19 protein-coding genes are annotated in these 13,554 nt (G+C 32.0%); 9 read left to right on the top strand and 10 right to left on the bottom strand.

Annotated features, from left to right (window positions below; translation table 11 throughout):
- Positions 1-289 precede the first annotated feature (289 nt).
- The gene (locus ACLHDF_RS22895) at positions 290-490 is read left to right on the top strand and encodes a cold-shock protein (protein ID WP_413920903.1); all 201 of its coding nucleotides are present in this window, start codon (positions 290-292) and stop codon (positions 488-490) included.
- A gap of 481 nt (positions 491-971) precedes the next feature.
- Here the strand turns inward: ACLHDF_RS22895 and ACLHDF_RS22890 are convergent, their stop codons facing one another.
- Entirely contained in the window at positions 972-2,372 is a 1,401-nt protein-coding gene (locus ACLHDF_RS22890; RefSeq protein WP_413920902.1) for a DEAD/DEAH box helicase, read from the bottom strand.
- A 282-nt stretch (positions 2,373-2,654) separates the two neighbouring features.
- On the opposite strand from ACLHDF_RS22890, the gene ACLHDF_RS22885 reads away from it, so the two are divergent.
- On the top strand, positions 2,655-2,858 hold the full coding sequence (locus ACLHDF_RS22885) for a cold-inducible protein YdjO-related protein (protein ID WP_413920901.1): 204 nt from the start codon (positions 2,655-2,657) through the stop codon (positions 2,856-2,858).
- Positions 2,859-3,176: 318 nt separating this feature from the next.
- Here the strand turns inward: ACLHDF_RS22885 and ACLHDF_RS22880 are convergent, their stop codons facing one another.
- Positions 3,177-4,013, bottom strand: a complete 837-nt coding sequence (locus ACLHDF_RS22880) for an STAS domain-containing protein (RefSeq protein WP_413920900.1) — start codon at positions 4,011-4,013, stop codon at positions 3,177-3,179.
- 165 nt (positions 4,014-4,178) lie between these two features.
- Positions 4,179-4,556, bottom strand: a complete 378-nt coding sequence (locus ACLHDF_RS22875; protein WP_413920899.1) for a hypothetical protein — start codon at positions 4,554-4,556, stop codon at positions 4,179-4,181.
- A gap of 318 nt (positions 4,557-4,874) precedes the next feature.
- Here ACLHDF_RS22875 and ACLHDF_RS22870 point away from each other — a divergent pair, with 318 nt between their 5' ends.
- A complete protein-coding gene (locus tag ACLHDF_RS22870) occupies positions 4,875-5,114 on the top strand; it encodes a hypothetical protein (RefSeq protein ID WP_413920898.1) in 240 nt (79 codons plus the stop codon).
- 696 nt (positions 5,115-5,810) lie between these two features.
- Here ACLHDF_RS22870 and ACLHDF_RS22865 read toward each other — a convergent pair.
- Both ACLHDF_RS22865 and ACLHDF_RS22860 read right to left on the bottom strand, forming a co-directional pair.
- On the bottom strand, positions 5,811-5,945 hold the full coding sequence (locus ACLHDF_RS22865; protein ID WP_413920897.1) for a hypothetical protein: 135 nt from the start codon (positions 5,943-5,945) through the stop codon (positions 5,811-5,813).
- Between the two features lie 181 nt (positions 5,946-6,126).
- On the bottom strand, positions 6,127-6,267 hold the full coding sequence (locus ACLHDF_RS22860; RefSeq protein ID WP_413920896.1) for an FbpB family small basic protein: 141 nt from the start codon (positions 6,265-6,267) through the stop codon (positions 6,127-6,129).
- Positions 6,268-6,621: 354 nt separating this feature from the next.
- On the opposite strand from ACLHDF_RS22860, the gene ACLHDF_RS22855 reads away from it, so the two are divergent.
- Positions 6,622-6,822 (top strand): cold-shock protein, encoded by a 201-nt coding sequence (locus ACLHDF_RS22855; protein ID WP_013056497.1) that lies wholly within the window; start codon positions 6,622-6,624, stop codon positions 6,820-6,822.
- 268 nt (positions 6,823-7,090) lie between these two features.
- On the opposite strand, the gene ACLHDF_RS22850 is transcribed toward ACLHDF_RS22855, so the two are convergent.
- A complete protein-coding gene (locus ACLHDF_RS22850) occupies positions 7,091-7,294 on the bottom strand; it encodes a cold-inducible protein YdjO-related protein (protein WP_413920895.1) in 204 nt (67 codons plus the stop codon).
- Between the two features lie 282 nt (positions 7,295-7,576).
- Between ACLHDF_RS22850 and ACLHDF_RS22845 the strand changes: the two genes are divergently transcribed.
- From ACLHDF_RS22845 to ACLHDF_RS22830, 4 genes are all read left to right on the top strand, one after another.
- Positions 7,577-7,783: a hypothetical protein gene (locus tag ACLHDF_RS22845; RefSeq protein ID WP_413920894.1), complete on the top strand. Its 207-nt coding sequence runs from the start codon at positions 7,577-7,579 to the stop codon at positions 7,781-7,783.
- Positions 7,784-8,594: 811 nt separating this feature from the next.
- Positions 8,595-9,449 carry a malate synthase gene (locus ACLHDF_RS22840; RefSeq protein ID WP_413920893.1) on the top strand — a complete coding sequence of 285 codons (855 nt, stop codon included), beginning with the start codon at positions 8,595-8,597 and terminating at the stop codon, positions 9,447-9,449.
- Positions 9,450-9,921: 472 nt separating this feature from the next.
- On the top strand, positions 9,922-10,101 hold the full coding sequence (locus ACLHDF_RS22835) for a hypothetical protein (protein WP_413920988.1): 180 nt from the start codon (positions 9,922-9,924) through the stop codon (positions 10,099-10,101).
- Between the two features lie 26 nt (positions 10,102-10,127).
- On the top strand, positions 10,128-10,316 hold the full coding sequence (locus tag ACLHDF_RS22830; RefSeq protein WP_053488355.1) for a hypothetical protein: 189 nt from the start codon (positions 10,128-10,130) through the stop codon (positions 10,314-10,316).
- A gap of 378 nt (positions 10,317-10,694) precedes the next feature.
- Here ACLHDF_RS22830 and ACLHDF_RS22825 read toward each other — a convergent pair whose 3' ends face one another.
- Positions 10,695-11,135: a Spo0E family sporulation regulatory protein-aspartic acid phosphatase gene (locus ACLHDF_RS22825; RefSeq protein ID WP_413920892.1), complete on the bottom strand. Its 441-nt coding sequence runs from the start codon at positions 11,133-11,135 to the stop codon at positions 10,695-10,697.
- A gap of 295 nt (positions 11,136-11,430) precedes the next feature.
- Between ACLHDF_RS22825 and ACLHDF_RS22820 the strand changes: the two genes are divergently transcribed.
- Positions 11,431-11,580, top strand: coding sequence for a hypothetical protein (locus tag ACLHDF_RS22820; protein ID WP_168797094.1), 150 nt, complete (start codon positions 11,431-11,433; stop codon positions 11,578-11,580).
- Between the two features lie 96 nt (positions 11,581-11,676).
- Here the strand turns inward: ACLHDF_RS22820 and ACLHDF_RS22815 are convergent, their stop codons facing one another.
- From ACLHDF_RS22815 to ACLHDF_RS22805, 3 genes are all read right to left on the bottom strand, one after another.
- Complete coding sequence (locus tag ACLHDF_RS22815; RefSeq protein ID WP_413920891.1) at positions 11,677-11,949, bottom strand: HU family DNA-binding protein; 273 nt, start codon at positions 11,947-11,949, stop codon at positions 11,677-11,679.
- A gap of 420 nt (positions 11,950-12,369) precedes the next feature.
- The gene (locus ACLHDF_RS22810) at positions 12,370-12,594 is read right to left on the bottom strand and encodes a hypothetical protein (RefSeq protein ID WP_413920890.1); all 225 of its coding nucleotides are present in this window, start codon (positions 12,592-12,594) and stop codon (positions 12,370-12,372) included.
- 502 nt (positions 12,595-13,096) lie between these two features.
- The gene (locus tag ACLHDF_RS22805) at positions 13,097-13,549 is read right to left on the bottom strand and encodes a hypothetical protein (protein WP_413920889.1); all 453 of its coding nucleotides are present in this window, start codon (positions 13,547-13,549) and stop codon (positions 13,097-13,099) included.
- Positions 13,550-13,554 lie beyond the last annotated feature (5 nt).

The raw sequence follows: 13,554 nt of genomic DNA, 5'->3' as shown, positions 1-13,554 counted from the left end.
TATTTTCAACAGTAATTTCATTTATACAATATTGCTCTAGTTAACATAAAATACGTTCTAGGCACCAAAAAAGGCTCTTTTTAGAACCTTTTTTAGTAATTAGGTATGTCCCCAAAGGTGATAATATCTTCAATTTCATTCTCAATATGTAAAATCCTAAGATTAATGAGTGAACATTAGAAAGAGCAAATTAATTTAAGTTTAAGGTGCCTTTATTGGGATAATATAATAAATAAGCTAGGTTTAATCATAATCTGGTTTATTTTCTATATTGCAGGAGGTAACAAAAATGGAACACGGTAGAGTGAAATGGTTTAATGCAGACAAAGGTTTCGGATTTATTGAGCGTGAAGGTGGGGAAGATGTGTTTGTTCACTTCTCAGCTATTCAAGGGGAAGGTTTTAAAACCTTAGATGAAGGTCAAGAAGTGACTTTTGATATCGAACAAGGGCAACGTGGCCCACAAGCGACAAACGTACGTAAAGCATAAGAAACCATAATAAAAACAGACTCTATCTTCAGAGTCTGTTTTTATTTTAAAAGTCCTTTTTACCAGAACTCATTCAATAGTAATTGTTATTCACGTTTCATTAATTCCTCTTCAAAATAAAAAGTACTCGGGTATTTATCGACTGTGTAAGAGTATCTTTTCATACTTTTCACATAATGACTTTTTAAGGTTGTAACTAATTTATTGGATACTTTTATAATTACTATTTCTCCATTAGTAAATATATTTTGGTTCATAGCCTTATCCTTTCTAATACTAGAAATAGTAAAACTTTTATCTTCAATTATCTTAAGACATAGTTTAAATCCCCTAAGATTCTTTATTTTTGCCCAGTTCTTTTGCCTAGTATTTTTAGTTCTTCATAATCATAAGGACTAGAGATTAGCTATTTTTGACACCTTACAGGGTGATAAATCTCGATACCTGATAGTAAAGGATACCGTTCTCAAACAGTAAGGGATTATTTTCTATAATTTTTTTTGCGGCCTACTGTCTCTTTTCTACCTCTACCCCTCCTACGTTCTGCTCTTGCCTTTTTATTACGAAGTGGTGCCACTTCAGTCAATTGGACAGGAGCCATATTCGATTCTTTTGTTAAGAGCTTTAAAGTGGCAGACAGTAAGGAAACAGAATCTACTTCTTCTAATAACTTTTTCGCTATAGGCTTATATTCCTCAAACTCTCTCTTGTCGATTGTGCTCAAAATGCGGTGAATGACTGCTTCCTGATTTCCTGCCATTACTTCACTGGAAGTGGGAGGTGATTGTCTAGACATTCTGGTTTTTGTGACATCTTCGATCACTTTTAAGTGATGACGTTCTCTCGGGGTTATAAATGTAACTGCCAATCCTTTACTACCCGCCCGTCCTGTTCGACCAATACGATGAACGTAGCTTTCAGGATCCTGAGGGATATCAAAATTATAGACATGGCTAACACCAGTAATATCAAGTCCTCTTGCTGCAACGTCGGTTGCGACCATAACCTCAATCGTATGCTCCTTAAATTGACGAATCACATCAGCACGTTTTGATTGTGTAAGATCTCCATGAATGCCTTCTGCTGTATACCCACGTTTTTTCAGCCCTTCAGCAAGCTCATCCACACGTTTTTTTGTACGTCCAAACACAATAGCAAGGTCTGGTGATTGAAGATCTATAAGATTGCAAAGAACATCAAATTTTCGATTTTCTGGAATTTCTATATACTGTTGCTCAATATTCTTTACTGTTAATTCTTTCGCTTTTACTTTTACGAGTTCAGGATTGTTCATAAATTTCTGTGCTAAACTTTGTACTTGCTTGGACATGGTTGCTGAAAACAGTAAAGTTTGATGGGGAGAAGAGATTCCACCAAGAATTGTTTGAATATCTTCAATAAAACCCATGTTTAGCATCTCATCTGCTTCATCCAGAACAGCTGTACGAATATGATTTAAACGAATGGTTCTTCTTTTCATATGATCCATAAGACGTCCAGGGGTTGCTGAAATAATATGAGGTCTTTTCTTAAGGGCCTTGATTTGACGATTAATGTCCTGCCCTCCATAAATGGGTAACGTTTTAACTCCTTTTACTTGTCCAATCCGATTTAACTCCTCAGCTACTTGAATCGCCAATTCACGTGTTGGGGCTAGAACGACTCCCTGGATCGCTTCTTCAGCTAAATCAACTCGTTCTATAAGGGGTATACCAAAAGCTGTTGTCTTGCCAGTACCTGTTTGAGCTTGACCAATTAGATCTTTACCCGTCATAGCTATAGGAATAGCTTCAGCCTGAATCGGTGTAGCCTCTTCAAAACCTAAGTTATGAATGGCCTTTTCAATATCCTTACTTAAATTGAAATCAGAAAACTTTTTCAAGGGTTTCATACTCCTTCTCTTATTTAATTCAGAAACGATAAAAGTACTCTTCAAGTAAGAGGGGTTGCTTATTCATTCCTGCATGGTGTAAATCAATATTATTAACGAAAGTCCTGTTTTAACGTATCTGTACAAGACCAATTCATGCCTTATTTTATCCACGCTTACGTGTATTTATAAATTCTTATAGTGCCTGTATAGAGTAATTTAATTTAGAAAGATATGGTTCCTACTATTTCTTTTTTAGAAGGTATACTATTTAGAAGGAGGGATGATGTAATTATGTATTATAACCATAGGAAGAAAGATGAAGAGCCCTTACCAAAAGAACAAACAGAAATTTGGGAATGTGAGTCAGAAAAGTGTAATGGTTGGATGAGAAAAAACTTCTCTTATGAAAATCAACAAAAGTGTCCTTTATGTGGCCATAAAATGAGAGCTGAAAAACGGTTGTTAGGTGCGTCTTCTAATCCCCATCAAAAATAATTTATGGCTGTCTTTTGGGTAAATTCCTAGAAAAACTTTGGCTTTTTACAGTTGGAATTCAACTTTTCACCAAACAAACATGACCTATTTGCTTTATATTTTTAGGGGATGGTATAATTCGCCTCTATCTTGTATTGTCTTTTTATCATAAAGAGATTTTAAATGTAGATATGAGTCTCTTAACAGAGTACATTAACATAATAAATTTTCTATGCACAAAAAGCCTTATGTCTTACTATAAGGCTTTTCTGGATACTGATTTATTTTTTCACAAACTCATTTTCATTTCTGTCTGTAGAGTAAATTTCTCTATTTCTTCTAGAGTCTGTTTTGTTCTAGATATTCTTTTAATGTTTGCTGTAATGTCCCTTTGGCTTCTGCTCTGTCCTCAAAGGAGATTCCTGAGTGAACCATTGTTCGCACCAAGTCAGCACGTAAACCTGTAAGAATGGATTTACTTCCCATCATTGAAATGCCAGTTAGTATTTTTTGAAAATGGTCAATAACATGCATCTCCATGTTGGCAATCCCAGACAGGTCCATAATTAATGTTTGAATCTTTAAATCTGAGATGCCCTTCAATACTTTCTCCTCAATCGTTTGGATACGATTGATGTCAATCATGCCGATCAACGGTAGTACAGCTACAGATTGGCTAAGTGGTATAATGGGCACCGATAGATGTTCAACTAAGTCCCTTTGGGAAGCAATTAACTCATCTTTATACTTGGAATAACTAATGAGAAAAGTGTTAAGAAATTGATCAATCTTATCATTAATTCGCTTCTCTAAGGCATAAAATTCTTCACGGCCATTAAAATGGTTATTTATTCGATCATATTGATAGAGAAAATGCCATAACGTTCGCCTAATGGCCTGTACCCATTCTAGTTTGAAAGCAAGAGTTAAGGCATGCTCTGCCCAGGCTACTCCTTCTTGTTGAGCGAAAGCAACGAGTTGTTTTTCTTTTTGTTCTACGACATATAGAGCTAACTTTTGAGCATTTTTTAAAAGATCAATATTTCCAGTTTCTAAAATGTCATTAATCTTAGTGGCTACATTAACTGCCTCTGATAAGAGTTTATCCTGGAAATTCTGTTTGTTATCTCTAATAAAATCGGTCATTTTCTCTCTCTGTTTATAAATAGTTTCCATATTGAATACACCCCTTATTTGTTTATTGATTATCGTTACCCTTAGTTAGTATCCCTAAATGAACTATTATCAATTTTCATTTTCAGTCTTTGTATATAAACGAACGTTTTCCTTCTTTGTACTAACGACATTAGATATGTTTTTAGATAAAAACCAACAGAGCTTTTATAATGAATCTTTAAATCTGGATATATCCATGGTCGTGCTCATTTTTTTCAACATGATAAAGGGGTAGGTAAGGTTATGTTCGCTCAATGATACCCATTTAGATAGTTCATCAAAAATGTTCTGAGCTTGTTCTTTATTTAACGTGTTAACATTTTCCCATGCACTAGAAATATAAGTCTCTAGATAGTTTGGATAGGAAATAGATTCAGTAAGAAGGGCTTTATAAAACAAAGGATTACCGCCTTTATCTACTTCACCCTTATATCTATAATTTTCAAACATCCAACCCTCTTTTGTTTTTTTAAACTGATAAAGGTCCTTAAGTCCCCCCTGAGGGCTATAAATTTGCATTTTGAATCTAGATGCACTACTCAACTTCAGCTACCTCCTACCTCCTCGAAATATCAATTTTAAATAAGACTCTTTATATCTTTACCCCCGAAAAAACATGTATTTCTTATCCATCTTTTATGCCATATATATCCGTAGTTTCTACCTATGTTGTGTATGTCATATAACATCTAATCCCCATACAAAATTACATTCTTTTGTTTTTTTACAAATTTATTTCATTTTTAAAATCTTTATTTCAATTATTGGAGGTAATAACTTATAAATATACCCTATCTTAAAATAGATTAAACTTTAATTTGCAACATTTCTTTAAATAGTGAGAAGGGGGTTCGGTGATAGATGACAATAATTGAAATCAAAAAGATGGTAGAAACTTTATTACAGTATGAAGATAGTGAAATTATTCATACCCTTTATAGTGTACATAATACTTTCTCCCTTAGCTATTCTAAAGAACTAAAGACCTTTCAATTGAGGAATGTTGAAACGGGTGAGATTGAACGTTTTACAGATGCAGAGACTACATCTATAGCTTTGTATAAAATAATAAGTACTGGGGAAAAAGAAGTCACTGAGTAATAAACTACTTTTACGGTTTAGATAACGAACTTTTTGATTTGAGTATATAAATTCCTTTATTTCTACAATTGAAAGACTTAATTGATAAGCTTCTTTCATAAGACTAATCCATTCCTAGTCAAGCTTATTCTCTTCTTCTAGCACACGCTTCCTCCAACTTTCCTAATTCAGATTAATTAGATTTTAACATTCAACAACAATACATTAGAAACCGATGCTATTTATTCACCATATTTCTTCTCATTTCCTGCAATATAAGTCTTTTTATATAATCAATTAGGATTTAATGTGAAAAAAGTAAATTTAAGGAATTTTTATTAAAACCTTGAGCAAACTACTCAAGACGCCGTGAAAGGGTCATTTACGACCATGATTCAACGAATAGAAAAAGACTGCCTCATTTGACTGGAAATGAGGCAGTCTTCTTCTATTCTCAGGTTGTATACCATATGAAAATTAATCGCTTTTCTAGTCAATAGTATGCTAAGAAGCTTTTATCAAGCTGATTTAAATTAAACTGAAATTAGGGGAATCGCTATGAAAATACATAAGTAATTGGGACTGACTTAGATAAAAGGGGAATCAATCAGCTCTTTTATTTGCTTTCCCAGGGGGAGGTGTTTTTCATAAAGAAAGCTCTAGCACAAAAGTGTTGAATGGTGAAAAAACGTCCCTAGACGGATGATGTGCTGTGAATTAAACTGTTTCATCGTTCATTTTTGGGAACTTACTTTCTAACTCTAATTGCTTCATTCTTCGTTGTATTCCTAGATTCTCTAAGTCTTTTTCTAACTCGGAAAATGAATCAATTCGTTTTTTAACATTTCTCATTAGTTCTCTAGTAGTTGCCAACCTCTTTTTTTTTTGAATTCATATTAACAGCCCCTCTCTTATGACTTGCTAAATTCGACACAGCAGATAAAATATCCTGTAAAAAGATATTTACCTAGAAATGCAACAGCAGTACAATACAAAAAAACATCCGTTTAGATAGGATGTTTTTATTCTACTCTTATTTCGTTTTCATCATTATAGCCTGTTCCTGGCGAGCTTCAATTTTTTCTTCAATCTTTTCCATGGCCTTTTTATCTTCTAGTATTTTATGTCTGTTTTCATTGACTAGATTTTGAAAAGAGGGTTTTAACTTTCTCATAATGGCACTTCTTTCTTACTGTTTAGTTTAGTCCGTAGACAAGTATGATTATAACGATTAAATGAAAGAAAGCAATCATATGCTATCATAAAATGAAGAGTGGAATTCTTATTCTTATAATAGTCAAATTAAGAAGGGGAAGGTTGCTATAATAGTACATACCTTTTGCATTAGGATTCTATTTCCGTTATTTGCTATCGATATACCTATGTGTTATACTCCAATTAACTTGTTTTTGTTCGGTATAAGATTGAGAGAAGAAAAACCTTAAACAGAAGTTTTTATCTTGAAATAGTATGATTGGGCAAGAGAGGTAATACATTTGTGGAGTATTCCACAGCAGGAGGCAACATTATGACACAAGGTACAGTAAAATGGTTTAATGCAGACAAAGGTTTCGGTTTCATTGAAATCGAAGGCGGAGACGATGTATTCGTTCATTTCAGTGCTATTCAAGGTGAAGGTTTCAAATCATTAGAAGAAGGTCAAAAAGTTACTTTTGATATCGAGCAAGGTCAACGTGGAGCACAAGCTGCTAACGTTCACAAAGCATAATTAAAAGTGATAACAAAAAAGGACTCCTATGAAGGAGTCTTTTTTTATAATTTTATAATTAAAAAACATAATTATTTTAATGTTAGTTCAATAAAAAACCCAGACTTTAAAAAAAGCCTGGGTTTTAGTCAAGACGATCGATACAAGGTATAACTAGTTATAACATACATTTGAAATAGAAAGCAAATGTGAATATAAAAGCAATATTCTTAATTAAATTAAATAGTATAGTAGTAATTTTTAATCTGTGTGAAAGCGTTGGTATATATTATCTACGATGGGGATTAAGGGGGATTTTATTAATAAGCCGTTCTCCAACTTTCATGTGATTTCCACACAAAGGGCATTTTTGGTGATTGTCGTAAGAGAAATCTTTTCTCATCCATCCCTTACAATTCTCTACTGTACATTCCAAAACCTCTGTTTGTTCTTGAGCTAAAGGTTCTTGATTTCTTTTGCCGTAATAATACATACTAACATCACTACTCCTCTTATTATATTATAGCTTATAAAGGAGTAATAAATCATTTATATGTATTGGTAGTTTTTACAGCTTTATTTTCATTGAATAATGCACGAAATTGCTGATGTGAAAATCTTAAACACTTGCGAATTGTATAGAATTTTGGCTTTATTGTCAGTGCGTTTGGCACGATTCACTATGTTCATGGATAACGCCCAATGGACTTTATTTTAAAGGAATTTGTCTTCTTATGTTGAAAGTGAAAAACATAGACCAAAAGGGGGAAATACAATGAATCCATACAAACAATTACAATTAAATAAAGAATTAGAAGCGATTGCCAAAAAACGAATTGAAATTCATAAAAAGCGAATAAAATTATCTGAGGTGTTAGAACGGGACTTTGATAATAAAGATCTTCAAAATAGAATTATTGAGTTAGAGGAAGAAAGCCAAAAACTTAAGAAAAAAAGTGAAGCTTTACAGAATAACTTTTAAGCATCCTTTTAAGGATGCTTTTTTGATTAAAGTAAGTTTTAAAAAATAGATAATTTTACCGAAGCTACATGTGTGAATTTGAGCGAATTATTGCTTTTTCACGTCGCCTCTAGGACTTTTCTTTGCACATTTCCAACATCATTTATTTTGCTAGCATAGCTAACAAAATAAAAAGACAAAAAGAAGTTCCTTCCTTGCCTCGTAAGCTTTTACCTTATTATAAAATGTCGCTTTTTTCATTTCTACTTCCTTCACAAATGCTACAGCAGTAACCTTTCCAGATGTCCATTCTTTCTTTGTGTATATTATTAATAATGTTCATATCTTCTTCTTTTGCTTTTTACTTGTAACACTTACCGTAGTAGTACACCCCTAAACTAAGCCTCCAACGTAATGAGGGTTAGTTAGGAGATTAGTTTAATCGTGGAATCATTTCGCTTATCACCGGTAATCAAGTGGTTATTTATAGGAACTTTCCAGAAGTTTCGCGACTTTTTGGAGCCTTTTATTTCAAGGGATCACAGATAATAAAATTTTATTTTACCTCAAAATAAAATATATTGTCAATGAAAAATTTGTAATATTTTCAAGAAATGTTATAATAGTTTTACAATTGTTTTTTCGATCGTATTCCGAATTCCGCTGTATTTTTTTCAGATAGAATTATGGATACATTTTTTCAATACCCTTTTTTAAACTGAAGAAAAACTCAAACAGTTGTGTGAGCTTTAAAGGTAAATTAGTTGAATAAAATTATTAATTTACTATCTAATAGTAACCGAGTTTTTATTCTACAAGGAGGCCTAGAATAATGAATCTAATCAATAAGAAAGTTACACACAAGCTTTTTGGGATAGGTAGTATAGTTAAATATAATGATTCTAGTATTGAAATACATTTCGCATCGGAAAATAAAAAGTTTGTTTTCCCCGATGTATTTGGAAAGCACCTAAAATTGCATGATAAAAGTGTTGCTAATTCACTCGAAAAAATTATAGAAAAAAAGGAAATGGAACAAAAGGAGGAAGAACGGAAGAAGGAAGAGGAAAAAAAACTACAACGAAAAAACCAAGAACTTCGCTGGGGACTTGAAAAACTTATGAAAAATCATAAACTTCATTCTGAATCACAAATGGTTTTTTGGTGTGACACAGAAGAACAGAATAGTTCTTTTTTAGAGTGGAAGGTTTTTTCAGGCGTAATAAAAAGTGGTAATAACAAGGGGAAGCCAACCAAACCCACCCGTTTGCACCAAAATAGTGCTGTCTTGTTAACAGCAATAGATTCCAGCATGCCTGAAAAAGACAGACGTATCTTAGGTGTCTATATGGTGAATGAAGATTTTATCGGTAAGCTTTGTGAAGATGGATATATTCCTGCTCATTCAAAATACAGACTCCAACTTACAGAACAGGAATCGAATCAGATGCTTTTCTGGGAATATTATGTAAATGAAAGGTCATCTAAAAAAATGACATGGAATACAGGTAAATACCGTTATTTTGACAATTTATGGATGGCTCAAATTTTGCTTGATATAGTTTCGTTGAAAAGTGACCCAAAGGAACGAGAGCTGGCACAACAATTTTTTGAACATTTTTGTAAAATGAATCTGATAACAGCTGAAGAGTTACCAAAGCCTAATGGCGCATTAATGCGTATGTAAACGTTAGCCCAAAGATAATAAGAATGACAGAGGACTGACACATTTTTCCCACTCATCATTAATGGCGAACAGTCCTTGGCTCTGTTCGCTAATAAAAAGGCAAGAGCAGAACCTAGGAGAGGTAGAAAAGAGACAGTAGGTCATAAAAAAAACTATAGGAATTAATCCATTACTATTTTATGACTATATACTTTACTAGTAGTAACCTTTATTGGACCAACTCTCGAGGAAAGGTTACTTATTTTTCGAGCCCATATACCAGAATGAAGAAAATCTATACGGATTGATGTAAGCCTTTCTCAGCTCTATTATAAGAATAATACGATAATTTTAATTGTAAACTTTTATGATTGTGGAGAACTAAAAAAATATCAGGCAAAAGTGCTGGATAAAATAAGGAACCTTATGAGATTTACATTATATCTCACGATGAATAATATTGAAAATTTTATTATTTTTAATAGGAGAGAAGATGAGGGATATAAGCGTGAAAATATTTAGTAATGGAGAAACATTAGTTATAAGAGTATCGAATGAATTAGTAACAATCTTAAAAAGTCATTATGTAAAAAACATGAAAAGATACTCTTATACGGTTAATAAATATCCAAGTACTTTTTTCTTTGAAGAAGAATTAATGAAACAAGAATAATAAGTAGATAAAGAGGAGATACGCCTATGCTTAAATTTAAAGTTATTTTTGAATTTATAAATGGCAGGACAAAGGAATTAAAATTCGAAGCCACATCAAAGAAAGAAGTCATTAGTCATATAACAAAATATGAAAGATTCATTTCGAATGAAAAAGAGCTAGTGCACATCAATTTAAATAATGTAGTACAATTTATGGTTACAGAAGAAAAATAATAATAAAAACTAGGCATCTATTAATTGAGGTGCTTTTTATTTTAATAGATATACTGATTTAAGAATTAAGCAGCACTATAAGATTTAGAGCCTTTTGATTCCATGAGGTGTCATCAGTGGCAAGCACTTACGAAAAACAGGTGCTTTTTTTTATGGATGGTAGCTCTAAATCTGTTATTATTAAGGCGGAGAATGAAGACGTTTTAGAATAAGAAGTTTTAGGCCATAAAGGTTGGATGTAATGTCATATTTTTAAAAAAATTATACTGTTTTGTGGTTATATAACAATGGTACTTGTGAAATTAAGGAACAAGATTCATTAGAAAAAGTTAAATTAGTATCAGTTTCTGAGTTTAAAGCGCTAGAAAAGATAGATTTTCACGAATAAGTTGTTAACTGTCGTAAATTTTGAAGGGCAACAAAACTTGCTTTAGTTCCATTACCTACTAGAACTAAAGCAGTACATACTCCAAATGTTGCTAGATTTGAATGAGCAATCAATTGGGCAGAACAAAAACGAATATTACTTCTTGCAAGCTCAACTGCTTTTACCTCATATTTGAAATCACTCACTTTATAATTACCAAAAGAGTGTCTCATTCTAGGTAGCTCCCCTCCGTTACCTAGAAACATGTTAGTTGAACTAGAATAAGATTTCATATGCAAATTTATAAGCTTGTCCAAATCTTGACTACACTTAATTGTTTTTTCATCCAAAAGTCCATAAATACTACCTAGATCAATTAATTCTTTCCTTTTTTCTACAATGAACTTTTGTAAGTCTTTTATTTGACCTACTGAGTTGACTACCATTGACATAGCTTCTTCTCACCTCATCGAATTTTTTCAGTCTCTAGGAAATTTAGTAGGTCTACAATAAAAAAATAGAGCCAACAAAAAATATTATGGGCAATATAAGATAGAATGAAAACGTTTTCTGCAAAACATATCAAAAAATTACAAGAAAATACAAAAATTGCAGACATTAATGAGTTATCTGTCCGAAAAAGTATACTTTCTAGTAGTAAGATGTCCTACTTATTACTTAGAATTCAGCATATTTATAATAAGGATAAATTGCATCTATTAAGTAACCTAAAGGTGGTGAGTTTTTATGAAAAACAGGGATAAAAGACGAAAAAAGAAACGTGATTTTTTGAAGGATTACTTAAAAAATAAGTTAGGAAATTGGAAGCCTAGACTTGGCAAAGAACCAACCTCTAACTCTAAGACGACGACTCAAGAAAATAGAAACCTTGATTAGATAATATGTAGGTGTAGGTATTCAGAAGTTTTTCACCATGAAAAATAGTCCCCTTTAGAAGTCTAGCTCTAGAGGGGACTTGCTTATAAGGTATATTTATTTAACAGCTGCTTTTAATTCTTTTCCCGGTTTAAAAGTAGGAACCTTTGAAGCCGGAATTGTCATTTCCTCACCTGTTTGAGGGTTACGACCTGTACGAGCTGCACGTTCACGTACTTCAAATGTTCCAAATCCAATCAACTGAATTTTTTCTTCTTTCGTAAGTGTGTTAGAAATCGTTTCAAACAATGCTTCCACAGCTTTTTTAGCATCTTGCTTTGATAGTTCTGCTTGTATTACAACTGCATCTACTAGTTGAGTTTTATTCATATTCAAACACCTCATCCTCTTATTTTTAAATAATATGTAGAGATGCTAACATATCATAGCTTCTACAAGCTTGTACTTAATAAGGTTAGATAAAAAGAAGAAGAATTTCTGTTTTTCCAGAAATATTCATACGGAGATTTGCTCTGTAGCGCAGTGAAGTTCATTTAAGCTAGATAATAAGTTATTCATTGCAAAACCTTCCCTATATAATATAAAAAAACATGTATATGGATTTTTAATTTAGTTTAAACTAATAAGGTATTCCCCGATCGCCTGAACTTTAACAAGCCTTTGCTCAACGGGAGCAAAGGCTACTTTTTTGAAGAGTTTCTTCTATAAAGTATGCCATTTTGAAGAGACTTTTGTGTAAGTAAAATTAGTCGCTCTAAAAAGATTCATCCTTTTAGAGCGACTGATTCTTTATGACTCTTTAGAGAGGCAATCATGAGTATGATTTCTATTAGCAGCAACCACAAACCTTGATTTTCCTTCTTGGCATTCATGAGCAATTTCAATATCGCCACAATAAGGACAAGTGAGGTATCCTCTAGACTGCATATGGTTAGAGCTAATTATTTCCTCAGGTTTAAAAACGTCCATTCTTATTCCATAATGAGTACAAGCAACTTTTTTTATGCTTATCATAGGATTTCTTCCTCCTTCTTATTGTGTATTGGTTCATTTTTAGTATATAAGATAGATGTGGATAATTTAACCTTTTTGGGTTAACTTATCTCAAATATTTAGAAAATTAAATTGTAAAGGAATTATTCAGTAGAAGAGTTAAAGATAAATTCTACTTGTATACATTAAGGAACGCATCTATATCAAAACGAACATCAAAATAAAAATAATAAATGTTAGATAATTTTAAAATAACTTATTGGATAAATCATTAATAATTTTTACTTTTAAATATAAATAATATTTGTTGTTACATCATTCATAAGTATAAATAATAAATTACTTTAGATAAAAATAATTTAACCTTTACTCATATTATAGAAAAACTATCTATTTGTCGTAACTAAGTATAAATAGTGAAACTAAGAAATTTAACGAAATAATTTACTATTTACTTAACGAAATGAGTTTAATAAATAAAAAGACTCTTGAGTTAATACTCTAGAGTTTTTCTGTTTATTAATTATTGCTTTAGGATTTTGGAGAAGTTATCAAATAAATTCGTAACATCTCTATTTACAGGGTACATAAAGTCATCCTTACCATCATTTAAAGGAAGCACTCCATCTTTCTTTAGCTTTGTAAAGAATTTCTGAAATCCTTTCTCAAATGTAAGGAGAAAGTCCAAAAGATTAAATTTATATATATCCCTGCCCCCGGGTTTTCTTACTTCCTCAATTCTTATCACGTTCGAATCCCTAACAAATAAATAATAATCAGCACTTCCATAATGTTCTAACTTAAATTTAGTCTTCTTATATGTATATAAAGCATTCAGGTCAGAAAAGAAATTCCGCAATGTTATAGCAGAAAGCCCAATAGAAATGATTAAAGTTTGTTTCTTATCTGAAACAATAATTTCTCCATCTCCACCATCTAGATCAATAGTTACTGAACAACTAAGAGTATTTTTCATAAATA

The organism is Priestia megaterium, assembly GCF_046599315.1.
In the GTDB taxonomy this organism is placed as follows: Bacteria; Bacillota; Bacilli; order Bacillales; family Bacillaceae_H; genus Priestia; species Priestia megaterium_F.
Note: the sequence above shows the minus strand (reverse complement) of the source record. Positions and strands in the feature narration are given on the sequence as shown.

Coding starts and splice junctions, on each gene's coding strand:
- ACLHDF_RS22825 (WP_413920892.1), bottom strand. CDS start 11,135: ATGTCAATGGTAGTCAACTCAGTAGGTCAAATAAAAGACTTACAAAAG.
- ACLHDF_RS22815 (WP_413920891.1), bottom strand. CDS start 11,949: ATGAATAAAACTCAACTAGTAGATGCAGTTGTAATACAAGCAGAACTA.
- ACLHDF_RS22865 (WP_413920897.1), bottom strand. CDS start 5,945: ATGAGAAATGTTAAAAAACGAATTGATTCATTTTCCGAGTTAGAAAAA.
- ACLHDF_RS22830 (WP_053488355.1), top strand. CDS start 10,128: ATGCTTAAATTTAAAGTTATTTTTGAATTTATAAATGGCAGGACAAAG.
- ACLHDF_RS22870 (WP_413920898.1), top strand. CDS start 4,875: ATGACAATAATTGAAATCAAAAAGATGGTAGAAACTTTATTACAGTAT.
- ACLHDF_RS22880 (WP_413920900.1), bottom strand. CDS start 4,013: ATGGAAACTATTTATAAACAGAGAGAGAAAATGACCGATTTTATTAGA.
- ACLHDF_RS22835 (WP_413920988.1), top strand. CDS start 9,922: ATGAGGGATATAAGCGTGAAAATATTTAGTAATGGAGAAACATTAGTT.
- ACLHDF_RS22840 (WP_413920893.1), top strand. CDS start 8,595: ATGAATCTAATCAATAAGAAAGTTACACACAAGCTTTTTGGGATAGGT.
- ACLHDF_RS22885 (WP_413920901.1), top strand. CDS start 2,655: ATGTATTATAACCATAGGAAGAAAGATGAAGAGCCCTTACCAAAAGAA.
- ACLHDF_RS22855 (WP_013056497.1), top strand. CDS start 6,622: ATGACACAAGGTACAGTAAAATGGTTTAATGCAGACAAAGGTTTCGGT.
- ACLHDF_RS22845 (WP_413920894.1), top strand. CDS start 7,577: ATGAATCCATACAAACAATTACAATTAAATAAAGAATTAGAAGCGATT.
- ACLHDF_RS22805 (WP_413920889.1), bottom strand. CDS start 13,549: ATGAAAAATACTCTTAGTTGTTCAGTAACTATTGATCTAGATGGTGGA.
- ACLHDF_RS22895 (WP_413920903.1), top strand. CDS start 290: ATGGAACACGGTAGAGTGAAATGGTTTAATGCAGACAAAGGTTTCGGA.
- ACLHDF_RS22860 (WP_413920896.1), bottom strand. CDS start 6,267: ATGAGAAAGTTAAAACCCTCTTTTCAAAATCTAGTCAATGAAAACAGA.
- ACLHDF_RS22810 (WP_413920890.1), bottom strand. CDS start 12,594: ATGATAAGCATAAAAAAAGTTGCTTGTACTCATTATGGAATAAGAATG.
- ACLHDF_RS22820 (WP_168797094.1), top strand. CDS start 11,431: ATGAAAAACAGGGATAAAAGACGAAAAAAGAAACGTGATTTTTTGAAG.
- ACLHDF_RS22850 (WP_413920895.1), bottom strand. CDS start 7,294: ATGTATTATTACGGCAAAAGAAATCAAGAACCTTTAGCTCAAGAACAA.